Origin of the sequence: Mesorhizobium sp. B2-3-7, assembly GCF_006442695.1 — a bacterium.
Classification (GTDB): Bacteria; Pseudomonadota; Alphaproteobacteria; order Rhizobiales; family Rhizobiaceae; genus Mesorhizobium.
On record NZ_VFVV01000005.1, the window covers coordinates 116,287 to 130,581 of the forward strand.

The following is a 14,295-nucleotide window of genomic DNA, read 5'->3' on the forward strand; positions in this document are numbered from 1 at the left end:
GGCCTTCTTCTGCTATCGGAGGCACACGGCTTAGTCCAAAACTTTCCAATTTGGGGACAGAGATTAGCCGATGCCGTCCGAAGGCCGGGGTCACCGGTTCGAATCCTGTCGGGTGCGCTCGACGGCTTCGGTCCGTTCAGGACAACGAAAGCCCACAAAGAGATTGCGACCGACCGACTGGGCACCAATGCTCGTAGTTTCCACATGTTCATTCCTTCATGACGATCTCGCCAAGATCGGCGAGGCGCTCGATCACGTGGTCCGGTCTGAATGGAAACCGCTCCATGTCAGCCCGCGTGCTCACCCCAGTAAGAACAAGGGCTGTCTTCAGACCCGATTTCAATCCGCCGACAATGTCCGTATCCATTCTGTCTCCGACCATGATCGTGTCGGCTGCACTAACTCCCAGGCGGTCGAGCGCGCTTCGCATCATGAATGAGTTCGGTTTGCCGATGAAATAGGGCTGACGGCCGGTAGCCTTTTCAATCAGGGCTGCGACTGCCCCGCAGGCCGGATGGAACCCGCGCTCGGTCGGGCCGGTGGCATCCGGATTGGTGGCGAGAAACCACGCGCCCTTTGCGACAAGCTCGGCGCCGGCGGCGATCTGCTCGTAGTGGTACGAAGTGGTGTCGCCGAGGACCACGAAATCTGGGGCAAACTGCGTGATCCGACAGCCTACGTGCCGGAGAGCCTCGACCAGTCCATTGTCGCCGATGACATACACGGATGATCCGGGCTTTTGCAGCTCCACGAATCGCGCAGTGGCGAGCGCCGATGTGTAGATGTGCTCAGGCTGAACGAGGAAGCCAACCGCCCTCAAACGTTCGGCATGATCCTCCGGCGTGAAGCGGGAGCTGTTGGTGAAGATCTGAAAAGGTTTGCGGTTGCAGACCAGCCTGGCGACATAGTCGATCGAGCCTGCAATCGGCTGGCCGCCGCGGACCAAAACCCCGTCCATGTCGAGCAGGTGCGCTACGATCATCAGACTTCAACCCTTGATGTCTTTGGATGGACGCGTGGCTTAATTCCGTTGTGGGTCACGTGCGTTGTTCCCTTTCTAGGTGTTTGCGCGGGCAATGTACGCACCGAGAGCAACGTGGGAATGGCAACCGATCGCTGGTTCGGCAATTAGGACATTGCAGCGTGCAAAAGGGTCCATTGTAGTTCGCTCGAAGATGACGCGGTGACCGATGGCCGGCCTTTTCGGGACGGATCAGACGCTTCGGCTCTCGGGTTTGGTATGGTTGATGTGGGTAGCGCCGGCACGCGACCTAGTCGAAATTTTCCAATTTTGGGACGGAGGAGGGCGAGTCGGAGGGCAGCCGACTGCGGAGCCGCGGGCCCGCGATGGCGATGACCTCCGGCACTTCGTGTCGGATGTGAGGCTGGCGATCGGGCACAACGTGCTGGACCGCCAGCGGCCATTGGTCAGCCTGACCGTTTGAGATCCTGATGGCGCGTCCGCGCTGCAATGAGCAGCATGGTCTCGTCATTTATGCCGCTCTGGAAAAGGCGGACAAGATCAGCTGCAAGCCTTTCGGCTTCCGGCGACCCGGGCACCACCTGGCCTTCCAGGCACACTTGGATGAAAATCCGTTTCAGGGCTTCCAGGTCGGACGGATACAGGGGGCGGGGTCAATGTTCATGGGGTCAACCATGTCTGTGCCTCCCAATGCCAGCAATGATCAAGAGTCGAAAAATGCCCCTGCCAGTGAAGCCTGTCATCTAAATTTGCCGTGACTGTAGCCTGTCTTGAGCCGTCGATGGCGTGAAGCTAGCTGCCGAATGCCAACTGCTCTATGCAAAGTGGTCAAACAGCTTTTGGTGACCCGTGGAACGAAATCTTTGGCGGACTTCATACAGCGCCTTTCCAAAGCTGCCCTGCGCACGATGCGCGACCGGCCGTCTCAGCCTGATGAAGGACACCCTTCAAATCTTGGAGACCGGGTATTCCAAGAAGGAGCAGAACGACCCGGAATGGGAATTGCATTGGTTAACCGAACGATTCATCGGCTTCTTGGAGTGTGGAAATAAGTTTTGCGGCGAAATTGTCACTGTCTGCGGGAGTGTTCACCGCCAGCATCATGAGCAATACGAGGAGGCTCTTGGTGGGGAGGTCAGCTTCGACAACACCTATTATTCGCCATCTCTAATCCACCCGGCGCCGCCAGTGTTCGCAGTTTCGAAGAAGTTGAACAAGGACTGCGCCGCCCATTTGCGAAAAGCATTTGAGTTGCTGTGGGTGGACCCAGCTTCGTGCGCCAACCGCGTCCGAATTTTTGTCGAGCGCCTGCTGGATCAATTTGGGGTTCCTTGTGTCGGCGTCAACAAAAAGGGCGACGACTACGACATGAATCTGGCCCAGCGCATCGAGTTTCTCGAAGGTCAGAAACCGGGTCATAAGGATGCATTCAACGCGATGCGCAACGTCGGAAACTATGGCAGCCATCAAGGAAAGGCAAAGTTCGATACCCTGATCGACTGCTTCGAAATCCTCGAGGAGATGCTCAAGGATCTGGTCGACGGTCGAAAGAGCCGACTGGAGAAGATGACAGCGGCACTACTGGTTAAGGGCGGCGATTTCTAAATACTGACTCTCAAAGGGATCGTCCAGTTGAGCGCCGATCCGCTTTTCATCGTGCCCTCGATAGCCTTACTGTAAACAGGTCGCCCAGGTCCGGAGCCTCCCATGTGCAACGATTACGAACAGCATGTACTCTGGGCTGAATATTGCCGGATGATGGCGTCACTGGCGCTCAAAATCCCCAGCCACCAAACCGAACTTGACTTGCCCCAGGCAGATGACGTCCGCATCAGTGACCCGGCGCCAATAATGCGTGCCGCTGATGACACGATCGAACTGGCATCGATGACGTTCGGATTTCCGCCGACCGGACCAAAAGGTGGGCCTGTGTTCAACTTCCGCTCCGAGGGTCGGCAATTCGGAAACAGCAACCGCTGCCTCGTTCCTGCGTCCGCGTTCTTCGAATTCACAGGCACGAAATATCCGAAGGCCAAACATCGCTTCACACTCAACGGCTCTCCCTTTATGGTCGTCGCGGGGCTTTGGCGAGAAGCCGTCGGTAACAAACCTCCGACCTTCACAATGCTAACGACTGACCCCGGACCGGATGTAGCGCCGTATCACAATCGGCAGGTTGTGGTCCTTCAGCCCGAGAATTGGGCGGCCTGGATCAATTTGACAAAGCCTGAGGCCGAGCTCTTGCGGCCGCTTCCAGCCGGATCGCTCTCGGTCGAGACAGTTCGTCCTGAAAGCTCATAACTTAGCTGCGCAGGATCTCTGGTACGCTGAGCGGCCCGAGATCGAGAACCGGCGTGTATTCGCCCGTGCGGCGCCAGACGCCTCGCACCTTTCCATTCTCCCGATCCTGCCTCGGATCGAATCTCAGCCCGTCGAAGTGATCCAGAAAGGCCTCTGCAGATGCGGCATCGCTGAAGCAATGGAGCCGATAGGTTTCATATTTCCCGTTCGGCCATATCGCCTGCACATGCCGCGTCTGGTGCTTAAGCCCTCGTTCCTGGCAGAACTTCGCGATCATGGTGAAGTTCCGGTCGGTGCAAAGGTCATCTGGCAGCGCAACCTGGTGAGGCCAGTCGCGGTCGATGACCGATGGCGTTTGTGAACCCCGACTGCGTTTGACCACTATTCGAAATGCATCGACTGGCCACGCATCATGGCCAGCGTCAGCGCGATTGCAGGATTTGCCGGTGGCTTCTCCATATGCAGGGAGCCGTCGAAATCACGCCATGCCGCCATGCGCAATTCATCATCGTCATCACTGGCCGCCGGGTCGAAAACGTGGGCATCGCAGGGATCCCGGTTGATCTCGATTGTCCAGTCCTTGAGCGCCTTGCGGGCCATCTCTTCGACCTGGGCAAGGTCGCTGGTGAAGAAGGGGATACGGTCTCCCTCTTCGGAAAGCGGCTCAACCCGATCCAGCGTCGGCCGCTCGGGCACCCAACCCAGAACGAAGGCAATGTCGAAATCGATCTGGCGGTCTGGGCCAGCTGTAATCTCCAGCCGTTTGACGACCTCAGGATAGAGCTGTTTGCGCGCCGGCCACGTGTCCGGAAGAGCCTCGGCCTGCAACTTCGTGCGGGGAACGTTGATCAGTTCCATGACCTGATGGCGCGGAACTTTGTCCTCCGGCCAGCCCGCACAACAAGCAGTCGTCGCAGCCTCGTCGGCCTCCAGCCAGACTGTGGCGGCCTGGTCCTCGTCTTCGGTAGGCTTGTCGTCTTCTGGAAAGCCTTTGATATCCCACCCCTCCAACGCAAACAGTCCTTCCGCGCCCTCCAAAGCCGTAATGCCGGCGCGTGCAAACACGGCTTCGGCTGCGGCGATGCCGCGTGCGAGCTCTTCGGGTGTTGCGTTCTCGATGTTCAAGCGAAGTTCCATGGTTCGCCTCCTATGGCCTATCTCTGCCGATGTGAACAAAAAGAGAACAAGGAGTCAAGTGTGCCCCTTGACGAGAGAGGAATATGTTCCTTATCTCAGCGTGATCTGGAGCAGCAAAGGACCATGGCTCGGCGTCAATCGCGCTGGCCGGCGAAGCTATGGCAAAAACAGCGGAAGACAATTTTCGGATCGAGGTCTGGGATCGCGAGGAGCAGGCTTTGTCAGAAACCATCTCGCGTTCTCCCGATTCAACGGTCAGTCAGGCAGCCTGGCAGGCCGCCATCCGGCGCCGGCCGGGCATGTTGCTAATCCACTACAACAGTCGGCATGTGATGGAGAAAATTCTGACACCTGGTGAGGTGACGATCCCGCCACAGACCATCATCGACGGCAGCGTTCACGCCGGCCTTGATGTTGCGCTCGGCGATCTTCGCGAATGGCATGTGTTGCGGGCCTGGTGCAGATCCTGTTCGCACCACGCAACGGTAAAACCAGCCGGGCTCATCAAACGCTACGGAAAAGGCGCTCTGTTCAGTTCGGTCGAGCGCGCGCTTTTCTGCACCAGTTGCGACAGGGGCGGGCCTGTCAGGCTGGAAATTCACAAGCTGCCACGCAATTGAGAGGAGCCGAAGGGCGCAGGAGTTCATCGATTTCCGGGCCAACTCGGCGCTGGTGCTGGCAACCCGGCAGCATCCATGCGATCAGCGGCTTGACTGCCGAGGACCGGAACTGCGCGCGATCACTGCTGGTCGGCTTTCATCGTGACGCAAAGTCATGCGGACCGCCCCGGACGGGGACAGTCGGTCCCGCGTCCCGTCCTGCGGCCGGCGCTATGCTGACGCTCCTACGGCTGTCCCGTTCACCGCCCGCGGCAGGGGCGAATTTCCTCCGTCCTGCGCGCGACAACGTTGCCTGTTGCGGACGCGCGGAAGACTGCGGTTTATACGCCGTTCTTCCTTGGAGCGCCGACAGTCGCCGGCGCAGAGATCGAGGAGACAAGAAAGGCATGCCCCACGCTGGAGACAGTGCATCAACTCATGAGATTGGTGTGGTTGATGATTGTAGCTCAAGGGCGCGACAAGCGCTTCCCACCGCTTAAGTTGCGGCCTTCTCTTCGTCCGACATGAGGGCCGAGTACGGGCTGTGAGCCACAGGATAAGTTTTCTCGCCAGCCCGCAATTCGCGAACCGGGGACAACAGCGGCAGCGTGACCATCTCAGCGCGCCAATTGCCCGGTTGCCGCATTGCAGTCAGCACAAAATGGCCGTTGATCCGCTTATCGTCGATCGGCGCGCCACTCTGCGGATCGAACTTGCGCATATTGATTTGCGGCTCGAGCTTGTCACCTGCCTGATCACGATCGCTTGCATCGCGTGAGCCGTAGCCACGGCTGCGAGCGCCGCCGTGGGAGTTGTCGCCGGGAACAAACTCACGGAAGGTGAACCGGCAGTTGCCGTCTTCATCGAGGGAGTAGCGAAGCGCCTCGTCGGGCCGGCGCGAATTGCGAACCTCGTCGTTCGCGCGAGCAATGCGGAAGTCGGGATAAGTCGGGTATAGGCGCTCGCGCACCCCTTGCTGTTCAAGATGGTCAAACAATCCCAATTCATCTGCAATGCGCAGCAGAGGCCCGGTACGATAAGGCTTCGTACCACCGCGGCGGGCTTTCAGCTTCGCCTCGTTCTGAATCAGGTTCGGCTCGACGACCTCTTTGTCGACGCGCTGGAAAAATTTTGCAATGAGGGGGTCGGACATGTCGCGGCGTACTCGGATCAGACTGGTCGGTGCACCGCGCCGATAACCTCCCGTAATGTAGCTGTGGCGGCTCGGCTTGTAGATGTACCCGCCATGCTGGCGCTGATAGTCGTTGACAAGATCGGCATTTTCGCTCGACATCACCACCGTTGAGTTTTTGCCGTAGCCGCAAGCGCGGCCAAGCAGACCCTGCAACAGAGCGTTGAGATCAGAAGCTTTCTTCGAGAATTCCAAGAACCACTCCACGCCCGCCGGAAAGGCATCACCCATGCGCGCACGGTTGGTCACGGCGATCAGGTACGGCAGGTCAGGGCGAGCACGGGCGCGGATAGCCCGCTTCACACTCTGCCCCTTATGATCCGAGCCAAAATACTCTACCACGTCGATCTGATTTTTCGGTAGATTAAGATTTTGTATCAAGCCATGGGACCGGAAGTTGTTATTGAACAGGCGGATGCAGATGCCCGTTGATGCCGTCGCGCCGTCGGCGATCAGCTTCAAAATGGCGGAGCGCAACGTCTGCTCTACGTCGCGCCGATAGAGCTCCTGGTTCTGACTATAGCCTATCTTGTTCGCGAACCGGGCGAAGACGTGAGGATCCGCATCGTAGGCCGCTAGGGAGATGTTCGCCATGAAGGGTTCGTACAACTCGGAACCAAGCCGCGCGAAACTGATGGTGCGTGGTGGCGAAACGTCCGCATCCGCGTCGATTACCTCGCCACCGAAATAGTTGAAGCCCGAGTAGGATGAAGTCAGGTACTGCTTGACCTTCCAAACCGCGTCGATGTCATGCAACTCGTAGGGTGTCGCCGACAGACCGATGAACACACGGTCTCCGGCATGATCGCCAATGGCAGCATCGATCTGATTGAAGATTTGGAGCATCACGCACGGCCGCTGCTCAACACCGTCATCGACCTTCACGAAGCGATCGCTTGCGCCATATTGCGGTTCGTCGATAATTAGCAAGGGGGCGTAGCCTTTGCCATTGGCCTTCTTACACAGCGTGGCGACTTGGCGGATAGCGTCGCCGTGGACCCGACGCTTCAGAAAGTCCTCCAGCCGGGGCCCGACCATAGTGTCAGGTAAGGCCTGCTGAAGAACGTGCTCACGGTAGGTGTTGATGGTCGGCGAATATTCGAAGAACGGATCGATCTTCTGCTTCACGTAGTCGATGAGACGACACTTGCGCTGATCATCAACGAGGACGGTCAACTCGCCATAGAAGTCGAGGAACCGCGCCAACTCGATCTTGGTCTGATCCTCCTGGCTGGTGTGGCTCGTGATCAGATAGATCGGGTAGAGACGCCGTCCGGTCAGATCGCCTCCACGGATGCAATCATCGCCAGGATAACCAAGGATGGGTCCCAAGGCTGAACAAAGCCGACGGGCTTGATGTTGAGGACGATCCAGCCCCCAAAGAAAACAAGATGGATATAGACGAACATCATGCTGCCTGCGAACTGGCTGATTGCCCCCGCGGCGCGTTGCTCCGCAGTGGCAGCGTTCGCATCGCGCTTCCGTCGTTGAACGATTGCTTCGATGTTGCGGGCCAAGGCAGGAGCGAGGCCGTCCGCGGGTGGTGTGGTTGGGGTGGCGTATCCCATGTCATTGCCTGAGGTGTTCGGGCGCATAGCTCTCTCCGTGTCTGCACCTGACCCACTTAACTGGTCGGTTGGCGTTTCGATCCATGCAGCCTCAGGAGCGCTGACGGACCTTCATCACGAATGGCTCACCCAATGAGACAGACCTATAAAGGCGGACGCAAATCGGCATAATCGCGGCATCTGGCTGTCTGCTTTCTTCGAACTATGACAAAACGACTCTGTGCCGGGATCCGAAAAGATGGCTTCCGCCCGAGTCATTCGCGCGGTGCAGGAGCATTGTAAGAAGCTTTTTCAGGTGAGGGGGGTCCGGCCGCCGCGATGCTGTCCACCATCTTCAGCACAAGGTGCGGCGCAGCATGATGCACCATGTGACCGGCGCCCGCGACGATGCGTATCATCGAGCCCGGTAGGACTGCGTGCAAACGATGGGAATGATAGTTGGTATCGAGCAGGCTGTCCGCGTCCCCGGCCATGATACCTATCGGCGCGTTTGTCCTCCCTGCGGTCTTGGGAGCTAATGCGGCAACGGGGATCAGCAGACCAGATTCCGCAGCGGTCGTTCGCAAGTGCGACGGTGCGCTGACCAGATTTCGCAACGCATTTGAAAACTCTGGCGGGACAAGTTGCGGCCCGAACAGGCGGCGCATCAACACGGGCCAGATCAGCCTAACGACAGGCGGCAGGATGGTGTGGCAAAGGATGGTTCCCACGATCGGCAGTGCCGGCAGGGCGGCAAGCAGGGCATCGAGCCTTGGGGAAGGGGAATGATAGCCGGAGAGGAGAACCGCGCCACCAATCTCGTCAGGATACCGGGCCGCCCACTGGAGGGCGACCGATGCCCCCCAGGAATGGCCAAGAACGATAGGATTGTCTGCCCCGATCCTCTGCGTGGCGCTCTGGAGCAGATCTGCCTGGGCCGCGGCGGTCCATAGGCGACCGCGCGGTCGTGTACTGCCGCCAAACCCGGGACGGTCGAAGACAATAACGCGATAACGCTTGGCGGCTTTGTCGACTAGACCGCTGGTTTGGAAGTCCTCAGCGGCGGAACCGTTCCCGTGCAGGAGAACTAGGTCCCTGCCGCTTCCAACCTCGATATATCGTAGGCGGACACCGTCGACCTCTATGGTCCTTCCTTTCGCGCGGACGGAAAGCGCTTGCTTGGTCGCCGCTCGATTGTTCAACGCTAGCAGGGCCACCGCCGCAATCAGGCCGCCGACCCAGACGCGTGATGATCGTTTCAGTGAGAATTGGAACCGCAAAGACAAGCTGCCGTGCTCCTTGTGTAGGTTCAGGCGACTGGCGAATGGCCGCTGGGACGTCGCACCCCAAACGCTCACCGTTTTTCGCCATCCGAACCGAGACGCCACAAGGTTGTTCCGGCGCCTGATCGCCTGACCTCCGAACGAGCCTACGGGCTTACCTCGCCGTAGGGCTCCTCGAGATTGAGCCCGCGGAAAGTCAAATGACAGCCGGAAGATGCGTTAGTCTTACCAGCCGTTTCCACAGACTGGATAGCCAAAAGAGCGCCGGTGACGAGTAACCCTTGGGCTCCAAACATGGCGACGTGCTCGCGTTTAACTCGCACGGTCTACCCACGCAGGGGGTCTGTAAATCTAAGAGAGCTAAAAAAGTTTTGGCTAATGGAACATCGCGCGGTTCAGCGTGTTTGCTTTCGACGAAAATGGAGAAATCAGGCCGTGAACAGCGTCATTTATCTCATAGGTCTCGTTGTCGTCGTGCTGGCAATTCTCTCCTTCCTCGGTTTTCACTAGGAGCCATCATGCAACGAGAAGGCGATCAGGGACGTCCAGCGCCCGATTTCGATAAAGCAAAGAGCGAGCTGTCCGAGCGGCTCCAGGAAGAGACCCAAAGTGCCACCCGATTGATTCACGACGCCAGTGACGAAGTCGTCAACAAAGCTGGCAAGTACGCGTCGGAAGCGCAGGAGGCGTTGTCAGGGAAGGCGCAGGAAACGCAGCGTGATATGAGCGCGAGCTTAGCCGCTTTTGGGGGCGCGCTGCGGGCAGCAAGTGAGCATCTGGCCAACTGCGATCAAGCCACCGTTTCGAAGGTCGTGCTTACTGCCGCTGGTGGGCTGGAGCGCCTCTCGTCCTCTTTGCGGGACAAACCAGTCGAACAAGTCTTAGGCGAGGTCAGGTCCTTCGGGCGCGAAAACTCTGGAGTGCTTTTCGCCGGGTCGGTTCTCGCCGGTTTGGCTCTGGGACGTTTCATCAAAAGCTCGCCACCCGCTGATTCGAGCGAAGCGGACGGTCGGCTGAAAAGCGGTGGCGTCGCAAACACTGTGAGGCGCCCGAAGACTTCAGACACCTCTCCACGGGACGACCTCACGTCTTAACGAATGCAGCCACTGGCTTGGCCGAGCACGGAGCATGACCGATGAACAACGATCAGGACGGCCGCAGCCTGGCGAGCCTTGTGAGCGACCTTACACTGCAAGTGACAACCCTGCTACAGACGGAAGCAAGGCTCTTGCGGGCCGAAATATCCGAAAACGTCAGCAAAGCTGGGCGCGGCGCGGTCGAAGTCATAGGTGGTGCCGTGTGCTTGCTGGCATCGCTAATGGTACTGCTCCAAGCCCTCGTGATCGCTTTGGCTAAGGCGGGTCTGGGGGCAGGGTGGTCCTCGCTGCTTGTCGGTGTCGTCGTGGCGGTCCTGGGAGTGATTCTCCTGCGCACGGGAATGGCCAGCATAGCGCCTTCGGAATTGGCTCCTGACCGCACACAAGAACAACTCAAGAGCGATGCGCGTGTAATCAAAGGACAAATGAGATGAGCGAGAAATCGGCAGCCGAACTCGAACGCGAAGCCGAGATTGCCCGCGCAGCGGTCGTCGATACCGCCGAATCCATCCGCAGCAAAATGACACCCGGTCAGTTGATCGATGAGTTCACCGGGTTGTTTGCCGGCGGCGCAGGGACCGCCGCCCTCGGCAGGCTCCAGACCCAAGTCAGCGACAACCCTTTGGCCCTGATGCTGGTTGGGACCGGCCTAGCTTGGCTGATGCTTGGCAGCGGTGCTTCGGCGGGTGAGTCGCCGGCAACACAGGCTGCAAACAATCAGCCAGAACCCGACAGGGGGGCGTTCGGGGGCAGCGATATGAAAGGGGCTGCGGAAGGGCTGAGTTCTGGGCGGGAGATCCCCGGCGGACGACCGTCAGCCGGAGAGATGCTCTCGGATGCCGGCGATGCCGTTGCCTCTGTTGCAAGCAACGCAAGCGAAGCGGCGCCAACAGCGGCTGGCGAGACCAAGGATAAGCTTGTAAACACCATGGGGCAGCTTGGCTCCAGTGCGGGTGATATGGCTGCGCAGGCGAGTCGAACCTGGCAGGAACTATTTGAGCGCGAACCACTGGCACTTGCCGTCCTCGGCCTGGCGGCGGGTACGGCTATCGGTGTGCTTCTGCCTCGCACAGCTTTGGAAGACGAGCAACTCGGCGGCTATCGCGACAAACTACTTGGCAGCGCCAACAGTGCTTTAGAGGAAAGCGTGGAGCAAGCGAAAGAGATCGCTGCCGAAGCTTACGAGACAGTCAAGAGCGAGGCGGACCGGCAGGGCTCGAGCGGCGCCGCCGACACGGTAGCCGGTAAGATCGGTCAGGTCGTCAACGCCGCCGCAAAGACTACCGAAAAGGCCGTTCGACATCGACTTCCCGAATCGGATCAGTCCTCCACGACCAAGTCTTAAAGTGTCTGCACAGGCGAAACACCGGCTAGCTGCTCAGACAAGCTTTTCATGCGTCGGCATCGTGTAAGATTAAGATTCAGAGAATCTTCTTGAGGTTCTCATCCCACACCGGTTTCTCGTTTCTTTTCGTTGATCGTTTGGCAAGCCTCGACAGGGCTCAGTCAGCTTGCCGCCGCCAGGCGTATTCAGTTGCTGACTTCCTCGTAGGCAGTTGAATGGGACGTCAGTCAGCGGTCAAATTGAACTTGGAGTCGCCTGTCGTGAACAAAACCGCGCGCCGACGGTTTGATTGCATGGAAACTGAAACACTCGTCGGCTATGTCGCGGCACTATGCTCGATGGTGAGCTTTGCGCCGCAGGCCTGGAAGATCATAAAGACGCGGGACACGGGCAGTATCTCCGCGCCGATGTATGCGATTACGGTGGTGGGCTTCGCGTTTTGGCTCATCTTCGGATTCATGAAAGGCGAGTGGCCAATCATTATTACAAACGCCGCCTGCTTCGCTCTCTCGGCATTCATTCTTCTGATGACCGTCCTTCCCCGCGCAAAGAAGGACGCAGTCGCGGACGTGCTGGATGCCGCTGCCACAAGGAATGAGCGGTGATTTTCCTTTGGTTGCGTTGTGAGATTTGTGAGGCGCTCAGGTGGCAGCAGGAATAACGCCTTTATGTCGGGAGTTCTCTTGTGGTTCGAGACGAAATCCGTCCTGGCGAATTATACGACTGCCTGGTCATCGGCGCGGGACCGGCCGGCCTGACCGCCGCGACCTATCTGGGGCGGTTCCGGCGCCGCGTCATCGTTGTGGACGCCGGCCAAAGCCGCGCAAAGTTGATACCGACAACGCACAACTGTCCCGGTTTTCCTGACGGTATTTCCGGGGTGGAGTTGCTTGACCGTCTGCGGCAGCAGGCCCTGCTGAGCGAAGTCGAACTCCTGGACGATACGGTCCACCACGTTGAACGGAACGGGACGGATTTCGTCGCCACGGCATCCCTTCCCATTCGGGCTCGCGCGGTGCTCATGGGGACCGGCATTGTTGATAAGCTTCCAGACACGCCCGAGGCTGCCGCTATGATCAAAGCCGGCACATTGCGGCTGTGCCCCATCTGTGACGCCTACGAGGTCATCGACAGACGGGTTGCGGTGATCGGCCCGGCAGACCAGGCAGTGAAAAAGGCTTTGTTCATACGAAGCTACACAAGCGACGTTACCATGCTGGTCGAGACGGGAACTCGATCCGACCCCGCCGCCGACGCTTTGCTAAGAGAGGCGGGAATCAATGTCGAGGAGTGCATTCCAAACTCAATCAGCTCTGCCGGCAATCACGCGACCGTCAGGCTCGTCGCCGGGAACACAGTTTCTTTCGATACCATCTATCCCGCATTGGGCTGCACGATACGATCGAAGCTCGCGACCGATCTCGGCGCGGAATGTGACGAAGTCGGCAACCTTGTTGTGGATTCGCGCCAGCGCACCGCAATTGCAGGCCTCTATGCCGCAGGCGATGTGGTTGACGAGATCAATCAGATCGCGGTCGCTTTCGGACACGCGGCGATCGCCGCAACCGATATGCACAGCTATCTCGCGCATAACGAGTGAACATACATTCGGCCCGGTTTATGGCGGCGGGCACGTTCCCGCCGGCGAAGTCATAGGTACGGAAATCTTCCGCGTTCCGTATTTTCGATAGAGCATTTACGATCCGGTGAATAACAGACCACAATGGTGCGCATTGAGGGAGCTCAGCGAAAGAAAGACGTTGGGCCCGCCGAGGGGCAGAAATGATGTAGATGCTCTTCGGGCAGCGAAAGCCGCGGACATAGCTGGCATCAGCTTGGATGAAATATCTGAAGAGGTCGGGAGTGTCTTCGAGGTGATTTCGGAGGCCATGCAGCATCGCGATGGCGGCTCGCCTGACTAATTTTAATTAGAGCAGTTCACCGTTTCACGGAAACGGCGAACCGCTCCGACTCTTTGTTTGGGGTCGCTGGCTCCGTCGACGTTCACGACGCAGTAGGGCGAGGGCGCTGCGATTTCTCCCGTTGAACTAGGGCCCTGTGAGCCAGTCTCGATCTTTTCCTTGGTGTCAGGATCACGGATCGGCGCAATGATAGTTTCGACTTTGTTGTCCCAAAGCCTAAACCTTTCGCACACCCTGCCTGGCGTAACACCGGCCCGCGAAGATGCCCACTATGTGGGGGCAGAAAAGGGGACCTAACCCACCATTTGAAGCGGCATAGTGCGACGAGAAATGATGCGTTCGAGTTCGCCTTCGTCCTCGATGCCGGCCTGGAACAGTGCCATCAGCTCACATGCTGCGTCATGGGCCGTGTTGGAATCAAGGCTGCACCGCCTGTCTGAGCAATATCGGATAAGAACCCGCTGCAGCATTTCGAGATCGTTTGGGTAAATGGCGATGTCGGCCGGATGCAACCGCATGCTGTAGTCCCTTTCAAGCCAATGCTTTCATTGAGCAGCTCAGGGAGCCGCTGACGACCTTCAATCGCACTTCGCTCCGGCTCCGTCATTTAACAATGATATCCCCGCCCCAGTCTGCCGCAGCCAGCCACGCCGTGGCCCCCCTTTACCGATTTTGCTCGTTGGAACCAATAACTCGGCTAGAACGCATGGAAGACAGCTGACGCGGGCTCGTCCATTGACAGCAACAGCCCCGTGAGTTGGACGTCATTTGTGTCGACAAATCGAGAGGTAGTCTGGTTAAGTGCTATGATCGTTACAAACAACAAAGGGAGGCAAATCAAAATGAATATTCCTGGATTTGCTGCAGAAGCCGCTCGCTTACAAGAAAGA

General features: G+C 58.4%; 16 protein-coding genes. 9 read left to right on the forward strand and 7 right to left on the reverse strand.

The annotated features are described in order from the left end of the window. Positions 1–208: 208 nt before the first annotated feature. Positions 209–982, reverse strand: a complete 774-nt coding sequence (locus tag FJ940_RS11865; protein ID WP_140656628.1) for an HAD-IIA family hydrolase — start codon at positions 980–982, stop codon at positions 209–211. A 470-nt stretch (positions 983–1,452) separates the two neighbouring features. Between FJ940_RS11865 and FJ940_RS11870 the strand changes: the two genes are divergently transcribed. The 3 genes from FJ940_RS11870 (at position 1,453) to FJ940_RS11880 (ending at position 3,283) form a co-directional block, all read left to right on the forward strand. Next, positions 1,453–1,740: a hypothetical protein gene (locus tag FJ940_RS11870; RefSeq protein ID WP_140656629.1), complete on the forward strand. Its 288-nt coding sequence runs from the start codon at positions 1,453–1,455 to the stop codon at positions 1,738–1,740. Positions 1,741–1,915: 175 nt separating this feature from the next. Beyond that, entirely contained in the window at positions 1,916–2,587 is a 672-nt protein-coding gene (locus FJ940_RS11875) for a DUF4145 domain-containing protein (protein WP_140656630.1), read from the forward strand. A 102-nt stretch (positions 2,588–2,689) separates the two neighbouring features. Then, on the forward strand, positions 2,690–3,283 hold the full coding sequence (locus tag FJ940_RS11880; protein ID WP_140656632.1) for an SOS response-associated peptidase: 594 nt from the start codon (positions 2,690–2,692) through the stop codon (positions 3,281–3,283). 1 nt (position 3,284) lies between these two features. Here FJ940_RS11880 and FJ940_RS11885 read toward each other — a convergent pair whose 3' ends face one another. Both FJ940_RS11885 and FJ940_RS11890 read right to left on the reverse strand, forming a co-directional pair. Then, entirely contained in the window at positions 3,285–3,560 is a 276-nt protein-coding gene (locus FJ940_RS11885; protein ID WP_140656633.1) for a hypothetical protein, read from the reverse strand. A 104-nt stretch (positions 3,561–3,664) separates the two neighbouring features. Then, entirely contained in the window at positions 3,665–4,420 is a 756-nt protein-coding gene (locus FJ940_RS11890; protein WP_140656634.1) for a hypothetical protein, read from the reverse strand. 158 nt (positions 4,421–4,578) lie between these two features. On the opposite strand from FJ940_RS11890, the gene FJ940_RS11895 reads away from it, so the two are divergent. Next, entirely contained in the window at positions 4,579–5,040 is a 462-nt protein-coding gene (locus FJ940_RS11895; protein WP_140656635.1) for a hypothetical protein, read from the forward strand. A gap of 475 nt (positions 5,041–5,515) precedes the next feature. Here FJ940_RS11895 and FJ940_RS11900 read toward each other — a convergent pair whose 3' ends face one another. The 3 genes from FJ940_RS11900 to FJ940_RS11910 all read right to left on the reverse strand — a co-directional run bounded on the left by FJ940_RS11900 (position 5,516) and on the right by FJ940_RS11910 (position 9,044). Further along, positions 5,516–7,543, reverse strand: coding sequence for a hypothetical protein (locus FJ940_RS11900; protein ID WP_140656636.1), 2,028 nt, complete (start codon positions 7,541–7,543; stop codon positions 5,516–5,518). Further along, on the reverse strand, positions 7,489–7,806 hold the full coding sequence (locus tag FJ940_RS11905; protein ID WP_246671005.1) for a DUF1003 domain-containing protein: 318 nt from the start codon (positions 7,804–7,806) through the stop codon (positions 7,489–7,491). The genes FJ940_RS11900 and FJ940_RS11905 overlap by 55 nt, the downstream gene beginning before the upstream one ends. 227 nt (positions 7,807–8,033) lie before the next feature. Then, positions 8,034–9,044: an alpha/beta hydrolase gene (locus FJ940_RS11910; protein WP_181171760.1), complete on the reverse strand. Its 1,011-nt coding sequence runs from the start codon at positions 9,042–9,044 to the stop codon at positions 8,034–8,036. Positions 9,045–9,559: 515 nt separating this feature from the next. Between FJ940_RS11910 and FJ940_RS11915 the strand changes: the two genes are divergently transcribed. From FJ940_RS11915 to FJ940_RS11935, 5 genes are all read left to right on the forward strand, one after another. After that, positions 9,560–10,135 carry a hypothetical protein gene (locus FJ940_RS11915; protein ID WP_140656639.1) on the forward strand — a complete coding sequence of 192 codons (576 nt, stop codon included), beginning with the start codon at positions 9,560–9,562 and terminating at the stop codon, positions 10,133–10,135. Between the two features lie 41 nt (positions 10,136–10,176). Next, on the forward strand, positions 10,177–10,572 hold the full coding sequence (locus tag FJ940_RS11920) for a phage holin family protein (protein WP_140656640.1): 396 nt from the start codon (positions 10,177–10,179) through the stop codon (positions 10,570–10,572). Further along, the gene (locus FJ940_RS11925; RefSeq protein ID WP_140656641.1) at positions 10,569–11,483 is read left to right on the forward strand and encodes a hypothetical protein; all 915 of its coding nucleotides are present in this window, start codon (positions 10,569–10,571) and stop codon (positions 11,481–11,483) included. The genes FJ940_RS11920 and FJ940_RS11925 overlap by 4 nt, the downstream gene beginning before the upstream one ends. A gap of 260 nt (positions 11,484–11,743) precedes the next feature. After that, complete coding sequence (locus tag FJ940_RS11930; protein WP_246671006.1) at positions 11,744–12,088, forward strand: SemiSWEET transporter; 345 nt, start codon at positions 11,744–11,746, stop codon at positions 12,086–12,088. An 80-nt stretch (positions 12,089–12,168) separates the two neighbouring features. Next, positions 12,169–13,083 (forward strand): NAD(P)/FAD-dependent oxidoreductase, encoded by a 915-nt coding sequence (locus FJ940_RS11935; RefSeq protein ID WP_140656642.1) that lies wholly within the window; start codon positions 12,169–12,171, stop codon positions 13,081–13,083. Positions 13,084–13,698: 615 nt separating this feature from the next. Here the strand turns inward: FJ940_RS11935 and FJ940_RS11945 are convergent. Continuing rightward, positions 13,699–13,923: a hypothetical protein gene (locus FJ940_RS11945; protein ID WP_140516719.1), complete on the reverse strand. Its 225-nt coding sequence runs from the start codon at positions 13,921–13,923 to the stop codon at positions 13,699–13,701. Positions 13,924–14,295: the final 372 nt, after the last annotated feature.

Coding starts and splice junctions, on each gene's coding strand:
- FJ940_RS11865 (WP_140656628.1), bottom strand. CDS start 982: ATGATCGTAGCGCACCTGCTCGACATGGACGGGGTTTTGGTCCGCGGC.
- FJ940_RS11870 (WP_140656629.1), top strand. CDS start 1,453: ATGGCGCGTCCGCGCTGCAATGAGCAGCATGGTCTCGTCATTTATGCC.
- FJ940_RS11875 (WP_140656630.1), top strand. CDS start 1,916: ATGAAGGACACCCTTCAAATCTTGGAGACCGGGTATTCCAAGAAGGAG.
- FJ940_RS11880 (WP_140656632.1), top strand. CDS start 2,690: ATGTGCAACGATTACGAACAGCATGTACTCTGGGCTGAATATTGCCGG.
- FJ940_RS11885 (WP_140656633.1), bottom strand. CDS start 3,560: ATGATCGCGAAGTTCTGCCAGGAACGAGGGCTTAAGCACCAGACGCGG.
- FJ940_RS11890 (WP_140656634.1), bottom strand. CDS start 4,420: ATGGAACTTCGCTTGAACATCGAGAACGCAACACCCGAAGAGCTCGCA.
- FJ940_RS11895 (WP_140656635.1), top strand. CDS start 4,579: ATGGCAAAAACAGCGGAAGACAATTTTCGGATCGAGGTCTGGGATCGC.
- FJ940_RS11905 (WP_246671005.1), bottom strand. CDS start 7,806: ATGCGCCCGAACACCTCAGGCAATGACATGGGATACGCCACCCCAACC.
- FJ940_RS11915 (WP_140656639.1), top strand. CDS start 9,560: ATGCAACGAGAAGGCGATCAGGGACGTCCAGCGCCCGATTTCGATAAA.
- FJ940_RS11920 (WP_140656640.1), top strand. CDS start 10,177: ATGAACAACGATCAGGACGGCCGCAGCCTGGCGAGCCTTGTGAGCGAC.
- FJ940_RS11925 (WP_140656641.1), top strand. CDS start 10,569: ATGAGCGAGAAATCGGCAGCCGAACTCGAACGCGAAGCCGAGATTGCC.
- FJ940_RS11945 (WP_140516719.1), bottom strand. CDS start 13,923: ATGCGGTTGCATCCGGCCGACATCGCCATTTACCCAAACGATCTCGAA.